Origin of the sequence: Escherichia sp. KCJ4928 (assembly GCF_004352695.1) — a bacterium.
Classification (GTDB): Bacteria; Pseudomonadota; Gammaproteobacteria; order Enterobacterales; family Enterobacteriaceae; genus ECMA0423.
Map to the genome: position 1 here is coordinate 22,589 of NZ_SJWV01000030.1, position 10,616 is coordinate 33,204.

The 10,616-nt window shown below is 53.9% G+C and carries 9 protein-coding genes and 1 pseudogene; 2 read left to right on the plus strand and 8 right to left on the minus strand.

Features of this window, described 5'->3' with window-relative positions:
* Positions 1 to 8 precede the first annotated feature (8 nt).
* Entirely contained in the window at positions 9 to 332 is a 324-nt protein-coding gene (locus E0D98_RS07200) for a heavy metal-binding domain-containing protein (RefSeq protein WP_001160723.1), read from the plus strand.
* Entirely contained in the window at positions 329 to 1,159 is an 831-nt protein-coding gene (gene amiD, locus E0D98_RS07205; RefSeq protein ID WP_001255141.1) for an N-acetylmuramoyl-L-alanine amidase AmiD, read from the plus strand. The genes E0D98_RS07200 and amiD overlap by 4 nt, the downstream gene beginning before the upstream one ends.
* Here the strand turns inward: amiD and E0D98_RS07210 are convergent.
* The 8 genes and pseudogenes from E0D98_RS07210 to E0D98_RS27520 form a co-directional block, all read right to left on the minus strand.
* Positions 1,156 to 2,169: an NAD(P)-dependent oxidoreductase gene (locus tag E0D98_RS07210; RefSeq protein WP_001338420.1), complete on the minus strand. Its 1,014-nt coding sequence runs from the start codon at positions 2,167 to 2,169 to the stop codon at positions 1,156 to 1,158. The genes amiD and E0D98_RS07210 overlap by 4 nt on opposite strands.
* A 98-nt stretch (positions 2,170 to 2,267) precedes the next feature.
* The gene (locus E0D98_RS07215; protein WP_001136560.1) at positions 2,268 to 3,698 is read right to left on the minus strand and encodes an SDR family oxidoreductase; all 1,431 of its coding nucleotides are present in this window, start codon (positions 3,696 to 3,698) and stop codon (positions 2,268 to 2,270) included.
* 10 nt (positions 3,699 to 3,708) lie between these two features.
* Positions 3,709 to 4,710, minus strand: coding sequence for a low-specificity L-threonine aldolase (ltaE, locus tag E0D98_RS07220; RefSeq protein WP_000566372.1), 1,002 nt, complete (start codon positions 4,708 to 4,710; stop codon positions 3,709 to 3,711).
* A 36-nt stretch (positions 4,711 to 4,746) separates the two neighbouring features.
* The gene (poxB, locus tag E0D98_RS07225) at positions 4,747 to 6,465 is read right to left on the minus strand and encodes a ubiquinone-dependent pyruvate dehydrogenase (protein ID WP_000815350.1); all 1,719 of its coding nucleotides are present in this window, start codon (positions 6,463 to 6,465) and stop codon (positions 4,747 to 4,749) included.
* A 132-nt stretch (positions 6,466 to 6,597) separates the two neighbouring features.
* Positions 6,598 to 7,566, minus strand: coding sequence for an NADH oxidoreductase (gene hcr / locus E0D98_RS07230; RefSeq protein ID WP_000178677.1), 969 nt, complete (start codon positions 7,564 to 7,566; stop codon positions 6,598 to 6,600).
* Between the two features lie 11 nt (positions 7,567 to 7,577).
* Positions 7,578 to 9,230: a hydroxylamine reductase gene (hcp, locus tag E0D98_RS07235; protein WP_000458817.1), complete on the minus strand. Its 1,653-nt coding sequence runs from the start codon at positions 9,228 to 9,230 to the stop codon at positions 7,578 to 7,580.
* 143 nt (positions 9,231 to 9,373) lie between these two features.
* On the minus strand, positions 9,374 to 10,273 hold the full coding sequence (lysO, locus tag E0D98_RS07240) for an L-lysine exporter LysO (protein WP_000491142.1): 900 nt from the start codon (positions 10,271 to 10,273) through the stop codon (positions 9,374 to 9,376).
* Between the two features lie 152 nt (positions 10,274 to 10,425).
* Positions 10,426 to 10,616: pseudogene (locus E0D98_RS27520) on the minus strand (hypothetical protein); the annotation flags it as partial.

Consider the following 10,616-nt stretch of genomic DNA (forward strand, 5'->3'; position numbering starts at 1 on the left):
GATCGATCATGCAATTTTCTACAACCCCAACTCTGGAAGGCCAGATCATCGTTGAATATTGCGGTGTGGTGACCGGCGAAGCGATTTTAGGTGCCAATATTTTCCGTGATTTCTTTGCCGGTATCCGCGATATCGTTGGCGGACGTTCCGGTGCGTATGAAAAAGAACTGCGTAAAGCACGGGAGATCGCCTTTGAGGAATTAGGCTCCCAGGCGCGGGCGCTGGGGGCCGATGCCGTCGTCGGTATTGATATCGACTACGAAACGGTCGGGCAAAACGGCAGTATGCTGATGGTTAGCGTCAGCGGTACGGCGGTGAAAACGCGTCGATGAGAAGAGTCTTCTGGCTGATCGCTGCCGCTCTGTTACTGGCAGGGTGTGCAGGCGAAAAAGGCATTGTCGAGAAAGAGGGATATCAGCTTGATACCCGACGCCAGGCGCAGGCGGCGTATCCGCGCATTAAAGTGCTGGTGATCCACTACACCGCAGATGATTTTGATAGCTCGCTGGCGACACTGACCGATAAGCAGGTCAGCTCGCATTATCTGGTCCCTGCGGTACCACCGCGATACAACGGTAAACCGCGCATCTGGCAACTGGTGCCGGAACAAGAACTGGCCTGGCATGCGGGGATTAGCGCCTGGCGCGGGGCAACGCGCCTTAACGACATCTCTATTGGCATTGAGCTGGAAAACCGTGGCTGGCAAAAATCGGCCGGAGTGAAATATTTTGCCCCGTTTGAACCGGCACAGATTCAGGCGCTTATTCCACTGGCGAAAGATATTATTGCCCGTTATCACATCAAGCCGGAAAACGTAGTGGCACATGCGGATATCGCACCGCAGCGCAAAGACGATCCGGGGCCATTATTTCCCTGGCAGCAACTGGCGCAGCAGGGGATTGGTGCCTGGCCGGATGCGCAGCGGGTTAACTTTTACCTTGCCGGGCGCGCGCCGCACACACCGGTAGATACCGCGTCATTGCTGGAGCTTTTGGCGCGCTACGGTTATGACGTTAAACCTGATATGACACCGCGCGAGCAGCGGCGCGTGATTATGGCATTCCAGATGCATTTCCGCCCGACGTTATATAACGGCGAAGCGGATGCAGAAACTCAGGCGATTGCCGAAGCATTGCTGGAGAAATACGGGCAGGATTAGCGCGGCAGTTTTCCGTGGTCGCGTAGCCAGGCGGCAGTTTTCTCGATACCTTCATCCAGGGTGATGACCGGCTGATAACCTAACTCTTCCTGCGCACGCGTAATATCCAGCGTAAAGTCAAAATTCAACTTGGAGACGCCGTAGTGGGTCAGCGGCGGCTCTTTTGCTGACTTGCGGCCTAAACGCTCCATGCTGCGGGCGATCATATCCAGCATCGGGTAGGGGACGGAACGAATACGACAGTCAATATTCAACTCGTCGATCAGCTTCTGCACGATGCTGCGCAGTGTGCGATGCTCGCCGTTGGTGATGTTGTACACACGCCCGGAAGGTAGCTTATCGCAGGCTTCCTGGCTTGCCAGCCACATTGCGTGCACGGCATTTTCATAGTAGGTCATATCGACCAGCGCACTGCCGCCATGCGGTAACAGAATACTGCCGTAGTGGTGCATCATATGCGCCAGACGGGGAATAAAGACTTTATCGTGCGGTCCGAACAGACTTTGTGGGCGCAGAATAGTAAAGCGCGTTTGTGGATTCGCCTGCGAAAGCATATTGATCACTTCTTCGCTGGCTGCTTTGCTGCGGGCAAACTCGTTGGCGAAGCGGTGAGGGCGAAAATCTTCTTTAATATCGCGATGGTGGTGATAATCGAAGTACAGGGAGGGGGAAGAGATATGAATAAAGTTACGCACACCCCAGGCGACAGCCCATTCACCCAGGCGGCGAGTGGCGCGAACGTTAGCCAGATCGAAAGCCTGTTGTGTCCCCCAGGGTGAGGTAAAGCTGGAGCAGTGCCACAGCGTATCAATGCCCGCGAGCATCACTTTAGCTTGTGATGAAACCAGCTCGGTCAGATCCGCCGGAACAAACTCTGCGCCCATTTTTTCCAGCAATTTGCCCATTGCCTCGTTGCGACCGGTCGCTCGCACGCTGATGCCTTTCTGGCATAAAAACTCTACCGCGTTTCGACCTAAGCCGCTGGTGGCGCCGGTAACCAGTACCTTCATATCAATCCACTGTTGTTGAGAAAATAACGTGCGCATTCTTCCGTGATTTCCCCCATGATGCAATGGGAAACATGAAAGAATAACGCAGGTTTTGTCGATTAATCTGTGCTTTGTTCTGCCAGTCTGGCGATTTGTTTTGCCATTCCGCGAAAAATAAACAGATGCGCGGGGATCATCAATAACCAGTAAAACAGCCCCGGCATACCGTGCGGATGCCAGAAAGCGCGGACATCGATAGTACGATAGTCGCCTTTATCTTCCAGGCTAAAACACAGTCGTCCCAGCCCCGGCGCTTTCATGCCAAATAACAACGTAAGTTGTTTTTCCGGTTCAACGACAATCACTTTCCAGCTATCTACCGCATCGCCAGTCTGTAAATATTCGCGCTCCGGGCGGCCTTTCGCCAGCTTATGACCGATCGCGCGGTCCATCAACACCCGTGTCTGCCACAAAATATTGCCAAAGAAATAACGCTCTTTACCGCCGATTTGGTTCACTACCTGCCATAAAGCAGCAAGGCTGGCGGACGTTTTAACGGTAAACCCCGCCTGTTTGGCAAAATAACCGTACTCCGGTCGCCAGCGGGCAAAGGCCTGAGCGTCGTAGCCCCAGTCGCTGGAGTTGACCAGTTTTTCCTCCTCTTTCAACGTGCTACGTACCGCGTCATCGAAAGCGATCAGCCGTTGTGGGATGAGTGCACGTAGCGCGGTATCATCCGCCAGCAGATCGTGTTTCAGCCCCTGAATCAACGCCCTGGCGGTGGTGGGCGGTACGGAAGTAATCACATTGAGAAACCACACCGAAATCCAGCGGGTGGGGAGGGGGATGGGGATCAACCAGCGGCGCTTACCGCTCACCGCCATAAAATGTTCAAACTGTTGCTGATAACTGAGCACCTCTGGTCCGGCGGCTTCGAAGATGCGGTGTTCGCTGGCCGGATGATCTAACAACGCCACCAGATAGTGCAGCAAGTTTTCCAGCGCGATGGGCGTGGTGCGTGAACGTACCCAGCGTGGCGGCGTTAACACTGGCAGGTTGTAGACCATATCGCGCATGACTTCGAACGCCGCTGAACCTGCGCCAACGATAATTCCGGCCCGAAGTTCGGTCACAGGTACATTCGCTTCACGAAGAATGTCCGCCGTAGCCTGACGAGCACGCAGATGATCCGACTGCTCATGTGGCGGGGCCTGCAACGAACTGAGAAAGATTAATTGCTTAACTGGTACTTCACGTAGCGCATCGCGGACGTTGAGAGCCACCTGGCGCTCCTGAGCGATAAAATCGCCGCCTTCGCCCATGCTGTGCACCAGAAAATAGACGGTATCGATATCCTGCAACAGGGCCGGAAGGTTATCCGGCCAGCTGAGATCGACTTTATGGCAACTGACGTTTGCCAGTTGCAGCTTTGCAAGCCTGTCGACATGACGTGCCGCCGCCAGGATCTGATGCCCTTGCTGGCTGAGTGTGCGCACCAGATGCTGACCAATGTAGCCACTGGCACCGAGAACTAAAATGCGTTGCGGCACGTCTCTCTCCTTAACGCGCCAGGAATGCGCGCCAGTGGGCGGCGACTTCCGCCAGTTGTTCGCGCGAGACGTCAAGATGCGTCACCAGGCGGACAATCGGCGAGGCGTTAATCAGCACGTTTCTCGCTTTCATGTATTCGCCTAACGCGGCAGCATTTTCTTCCCCGACGCGAACAAACAGCATATTAGTGTCCTGACGCATCACATCCGCGCCTGCTTCACGCAGTTGCTCCGCCATCCAGGCGGCGTTGTCGTGATCTTCCTGCAACCGTGCGACGTTATTTTTCAGGGCATACATCCCGGCGGCAGCCAGAATCCCGGACTGACGCATCCCGCCACCGGCCATTTTCCGCCAGCGGATGGCACGTTTAATGTAATCACGATTACCGACGAGTAATGAACCGACTGGCGTCCCAAGACCTTTCGACAGGCAAATGGTGAACGAATCACAATATTGCGTGATCTCTTTCAGTTCGCAGCCGTAAGCCACCACGGCATTAAAGATGCGCGCACCGTCAACATGCAGCGCCAGATTGCGCTCGCGGGTAAATTCCCATGCTTCTTTCAGGTATTCACGCGGCAGCACTTTGCCGTTGTGGGTGTTTTCCAGACTGAGTAATTTGGTGCGGGCGAAATGGATATCGTCGGGTTTGATTTTCATCGCCACTTTATCCAGCGGTAGCGTGCCGTCGGCAGCCGCGTCGATGGGTTGCGGCTGAATACTGCCCAGCACCGCTGCGCCACCGGCTTCAAACAGATAGTTATGCGCGGCCTGACCGACAATATACTCTTCGCCACGTTCACAGTGACTGAGCAGAGCGACCAGGTTGGCCTGAGTGCCGGTAGGCAGAAAAATGGCGGCTTCTTTACCGGAAAGCTCTGCTGCATAGTCCTGCAGAGCATTAACGGTAGGGTCGTCTCCGTAAACGTCGTCCCCAACCGGGGCGGCCATCATCGCTTCGAGCATGGCGCGGCTCGGTCGGGTAACGGTATCACTGCGTAAATCAATCATGGCATGTCCTTATTATGACGGGAAATGCCACCCTTTTTACCTTAGCCAGTTCGTTTTCGCCAGTTCGATCACTTCATCGCCGCGTCCGCTGATAATTGCGCGCAACATATACAGGCTAAAACCTTTGGCCTGTTCGAGTTTGATCTGCGGTGGAATGGCTAACTCTTCTTTGGCGACCACCACATCCACCAACACCGGACCGTCGATAGAGAAGGCGCGTTGCAGGGCTTCATCAACTTCAGACGCTTTTTCTACACGGATACCCGTAATGCCGCACGCTTCGGCAATGCGGGCAAAGTTTGTGTCGTGTAGTTCGGTGCCGTCAGTCAAATAGCCACCAGCTTTCATCTCCATCGCCACAAAGCCCAGCACGCTGTTGTTAAAGACGACAATTTTCACCGGCAGTTTCATCTGCACTACTGAGAGGAAATCGCCCATCAACATGCTAAAACCGCCATCGCCGCACATGGCGACCACCTGACGTTCTGGCTCTGTCGCCTGCGCACCCAGCGCCTGCGGCATGGCGTTAGCCATCGAACCGTGGTTAAACGAACCTAACAGGCGACGCTTGCCGTTCATTTTTAGATAACGTGCCGCCCACACCGTTGGCGTACCAACGTCACAGGTGAAAATAGCGTCATCGGCGGCAAAATGACTAATTTGCTGCGCCAGATATTGCGGGTGAATGGCTTTCTCGCTCGGTTTAGCTAAATCGTCCAGCCCTTTGCGGGCATCGCGGTAATCTTCCAGCGCTTTATCCAGAAACTTGCGATCGGTTTTTTCTTCCACCAGTGGCAGCAATGCGCGCAGGGTTGATTTGATATCGCCGACCAGCGCCATATCTACCTTGCTATGCGCGCCGATGCTGGCTGGATTGATATCAATCTGAATAATTTTGGCATCGGTCGGGTAGAACGCACGGTAGGGGAACTGAGTACCGAGTAGCACTAACGTGTCGGCGTTCATCATGGTATGGAAACCTGACGAGAAGCCGATTAACCCGGTCATTCCAACATCATACGGATTATCGTATTCGACATGTTCTTTACCGCGCAGGGCATGAACAATAGGCGCTTTAATTTTCCCGGCAAACTCAACTAACTCTTTATGCGCCCCCGCGCAGCCGCTGCCACACATCAGGGCGATATTGCTGGAATAACGCAGCAGTTGCGCCAGTTTGCGTAACTCTTCTTCTTCCGGCGTCACGATTGGTTGTGGCGCATGATACCAGTGCGTGGTTGCCCCTTCTGGCGCAGGTTTTAACGCCACGTCGCCTGGTAACACGACAACCGAAACGCCACGGTTAAGCACCGCTTTGCGCATGGCAATCGCCAGTACTTGTGGAATCTGCTCCGGGCTGGAAACCAGCTCGCAATAGTGACTACATTCGCGGAATAGCTCTTGTGGGTGGGTTTCCTGGAAATAGCCGCTGCCAATTTCGCTGGAGGGAATATGAGCGGCAATCGCCAGTACCGGAACGTGATTGCGGTGGCAATCGAACAGGCCGTTGATTAAGTGCAGGTTGCCGGGGCCGCACGATCCGGCACAGACCGCCAGTTCTCCGCTAAGTTGTGCTTCAGCGCCAGCGGCAAAGGCCGCCACTTCTTCGTGGCGGGTGGACATCCACTCGATGGTGCCCATGCGATTAAGACTGTCACTAAGACCGTTCAGAGAGTCGCCTGTGACTCCCCAGATGCGTTTCACCCCTGCCGATTCGAGTGTTTTGGCGATATAAGCTGCAACCGTTTGTTTCATGGTTCTCCATCTCCTGAATGTGATAACGGTAACAAGTTTAGTTCATCTGACGGAGGGGGAAGGGATGGGAGAGAAAGGAGGCACTAACGGTTAAATAGCCCGATGAAAGGAATATCATCGGGCATAAGGCGATTATGCGAGAACCAAATCCCCCTGCGGATGGCAGGAGCAGGCCAGTACGTAACCTTCAGCGATTTCGGCGTCGGTCAGCGTCATTGTACTGCTCACCGTATATTCACCGGAAACCACTTTTGTCTTACAGCAGCCGCAAACACCCGCACGGCAGGCAGCGACAACCGGAACGTTATTGCTTTCCAGCGCCTCCAGTAGCGTGGTGCCAACCGGGGCGTAAAATTCTCGTGCCGGTTGCAGTTTGGTGAATTTCAGACCGCTGGTCGCCGCTTCTGCTACTGGGGTGAAGAATTTCTCTTTAAAGAAACGCGTCACGCCGAGCGCTTTCACTTCCTGCTCTACCCAATCCATATACGGAGCCGGGCCGCAGGTCATCACGGTACGTGAAGCTAAGTCAGGTACACCTGCCAGCAGTTCGCGAGTGAGACGACCAGCGATAAAGCCTTCGGTAACGTTATTTTCTGCCACCAGCGTTACCGGATAGTTACGCCACTCATCGGCGAAAATAACATCCTGCGGCGTACGCACGTTGTAGATCACCCGCACATCGGCCTGTGGACGGTTCTTCGCAAGCCAGCGACGCATCGACATAATCGGCGTGACGCCGCAGCCTGCCGCCAGCAACAGGAATTTATCTTCTGCTTTATCGTCGCAGGTAAATTCCCCCATCGCGTCCGAAAGCCAGAGATAATCACCGCGTTTTACATCGCGCGTCAGCCACTGGGAGCCGACACCGTCATCAATCCGCCGCACGGTCAGGGTGATATATTCACTCACGCCTGGCGTGGAGGAAATGGTGTAAGCACGCAGCGTTTCCGCTGAGTTTCGCACGCTGACCAGTGCATATTGCCCGGCGCGATATGGGTAGTAATCGTGGCAAATCAGGGAAATCGTCCACACATCCGGCGTTTCTTGCGTAATGTGATGAACCTGCATCCGCCACGGGCATTGATTCGTTGGCATCGTCATCGACAAACTCCTTACGCGCTCAACAGTTGCTTCATGTCTTCTTCAACAGTGGTGATAGAACGCAGGCCAAATTTCTCGTTCAGCACCGCCAGCAGGTCTGGTGTCAGGAAACCAGGTGCAGTCGGGCCGGTGACGATATTTTTCACGCCCAGAGAAAGCAGCGTCAGCAGAATGACGATCGCTTTCTGTTCAAACCAGGAGAGCACCAGCGACAGCGGCAGATCGTTCACACCACAGCCCAGTTTCTCTGCCAGAGTGACAGCCAGAATAATTGCTGAGTAAGCATCGTTACATTGACCTGCATCTACCAGACGCGGCAGACCTTCGATATCGCCAAACTCAAGTTTGTTAAAGCGATATTTACCACAGGCGAGGGTCAGGATCAGGCAGTCATCCGGCACGCTGGTGGCGAAATCGGTGAAGTAGTGGCGCTCGCCGCGTGCGCCGTCACAGCCACCAAGCAGGAAGATATGACGCAGTTTTTCACGGCTAACCAGATCAATCAGCGTATCGGCTGCACCAAGCAGCGTCTGGCGACCAAAGCCCACGGTGATCAGGTGAGGAATTTCGCTGTACGGGAAGCCCGCCATTTGTTGCGCCTGGGCGATGACCGCAGAGAAATCTTCGCCATCCAGATGACGCACGCCAGGCCAGCCAACGATGCTGCGGGTCCAGATACGATCGTCATAAGCGCCTACGGTTGGGTCGATGATGCAGTTCGAGGTCATCACGATGGGGCCAGGGAAACGAGCGAACTCTACTTGCTGATTCTGCCAGCCGCTGCCGTAGTTACCGACCAGATGCTTGAATTTACGCAGCTCCGGGTAGCCATGCGCAGGCAGCATTTCGCCGTGGGTGTAGACATTAACGCCCGTGCCTTCGGTCTGTTCCAGCAGGTTGTAGAGATCTTTGAGATCGTGACCGGAAATCAGAATGCATTTACCCGCCGTCGCTTTGACGTTGACCTGGGTTGGCGTCGGGTGACCGTATTTACCGGTTTCGCCTGCATCCAGAATGCTCATCACTTTGAAGTTCATCTGGCCGATTTCCATTGAACACTCAAGAAGCGCGTTCATATCGGCAGGCCAGGTCCCCAGCCACGCCATGATTTTATGGTACTGGGCATAAATATCGTTGTCGTATTGACCGAGAACATGCGCGTGTTCCATATAGGCCGCCGCACCTTTCAGGCCATACAGGCACAGCAGACGCAGGCCGAGAATGTTTTCGCCAATCGCCGCTTTATCTTTGTTAGGGGTAAATTCTGCTGCCTGACGTTGCAGCTCGCCGAGATCGTCGCTCACCAGTTGCAGGTCAGCCATCGGGTTATCGACGCGCGCGTTGGCATCTACAGCCAGGCATTGCGCTTTCAGCGCCTCGCGCAGGGCAATCGCTTCACGAGCGTAGCCGACAATACGCGGAGAATCGAAGTTAACGTTGGTCAGGGTTGAGAAAAAGGCACGTGGCGCGAAGCTGTCAACATCGTGGTTGATGATGCCGTATTCACGCGCTTTTACCGCCCAGGCAGAAAGCCCTTGCAGCGCCGCGATGAGTAAATCCTGAAGGTCAGAAGTTTCCGCCGTTTTACCACACATCCCCTGCGCGTATGAGCAGCCGTTTCCTGCCGGAGTACGGATAGTTTGTTCACATTGCACACAAAACATGATCACACCTTTTAAAGTTATATTTAATATACATGTTTAAGGTTAAGACGCTTAACGCGGGGATAAAAGGGATTTTTCATGCAACTTTAAGGGAGATTGATTTAGCGCAATTTTGGCGGCAGGGATCTACCGCCAGAGAGGTATTACGCAGAGAAAAAGGCGATGAGGATCGGCACTAACAGGCTAAGAATAAAACCGTGAACAATTGCCGCCGGGACCATATCCAGCCCGCCAGTACGTTGAAGAACGGGCAGGGTGAAATCCATTGATGTGGCACCGCATAAGCCCAGTGCAGTAGAGCGGCTGCGGCGAATCAGCCCAGGGATCAACATAATAGCAATCAGTTCACGGGCCAGATCATTAAAAAACGCCGCGCTCCCGATTACCGGACCAAAAGATTCGGTCAATAAAATACCGGAAAGAGAATACCAGCCGAAACCGGAGGCCATTGCCAGCGCGGTATTGATGGGGAGATCAAGAATAAAGGCGTTAATTAAACCACCAATTAATGAACTGACAACCACCACCACGGCGACAATCATTCCCCGGCGATTAAGGACAATCTGCTTTAAGGTCATGCCATTATTGCGCAACTGAATACCAACGAGGAAAAGTAGCAAAATTAACGTGTATTCACTGGCTTCGGTCGCGTGTTGTAAGAAAGCCAGTCCACTCAGACCAATGGCAAAACCAATCACTACTACGCCGCACAGTTTTAGCGACTCCAGCGCCATCGCAATACGCGACGGGAGTTTTTCTTGCTGATGGTGGTTGCGCCACGGCAGGCCTCGCTCCAGCCACATCAGGGCGGCAATATTACACAGTAAAATAACGGTAATACTGACGGCAGAATAATGCAGAATCGCCAACAGGTTACTGGCGAGGTTATCGAGAAACGCCAGACTGATACCCATAAAAAAGAGAATAAGGTAAACCATCCAGCTTAATAGCTGATTAATAACTTTTAACGCAGCTTGTTGGCGAAGCGGAATGAGGTAACCCACAATCAGGGGAACCAGAATGATTAACAGCCCAGAAAACATGAAAACCCAGTCCTTGCAAAGATGAAGTCGAAATGCGCGATGACACACTACTGAAAGCGGAAGGACGAGTAAAGTTGCAATTAAAAGGAAATGTTATGCATCAGAGGGGGATTTTTAATCCTATCTGAGTGTTTAGCATTGTTGCGCTCCTTTCATGTGCAATGCCATATAAAGCCACTGGCGCAGGGAGCGCGCAGGGGGCGGCCAGTCGCCGCCGCCCCCTGCACCCCCGGGCTCTGGCGAACAAAATCGCCGCTGCGCGGTACCTTCAGCTTATCCCCTTCGGCTACCGGGTCGGGCGCGAGGTAACGTCCTGTAAGACGCGCCCTCAGCCCACATCCAT

Bases quoted from the DNA above. Each gene is read 5' to 3' on its own strand.
- E0D98_RS07200 (WP_001160723.1), top strand. From the start codon at position 9: ATGCAATTTTCTACAACCCCAACTCTGGAAGGCCAGATCATCGTTGAA.
- amiD (WP_001255141.1), top strand. From the start codon at position 329: ATGAGAAGAGTCTTCTGGCTGATCGCTGCCGCTCTGTTACTGGCAGGG.
- E0D98_RS07210 (WP_001338420.1), bottom strand. From the start codon at position 2,169: ATGAAGGTACTGGTTACCGGCGCCACCAGCGGCTTAGGTCGAAACGCG.
- ltaE (WP_000566372.1), bottom strand. From the start codon at position 4,710: ATGATTGATTTACGCAGTGATACCGTTACCCGACCGAGCCGCGCCATG.
- poxB (WP_000815350.1), bottom strand. From the start codon at position 6,465: ATGAAACAAACGGTTGCAGCTTATATCGCCAAAACACTCGAATCGGCA.
- hcr (WP_000178677.1), bottom strand. From the start codon at position 7,566: ATGACGATGCCAACGAATCAATGCCCGTGGCGGATGCAGGTTCATCAC.
- hcp (WP_000458817.1), bottom strand. From the start codon at position 9,230: ATGTTTTGTGTGCAATGTGAACAAACTATCCGTACTCCGGCAGGAAAC.
- lysO (WP_000491142.1), bottom strand. From the start codon at position 10,273: ATGTTTTCTGGGCTGTTAATCATTCTGGTTCCCCTGATTGTGGGTTAC.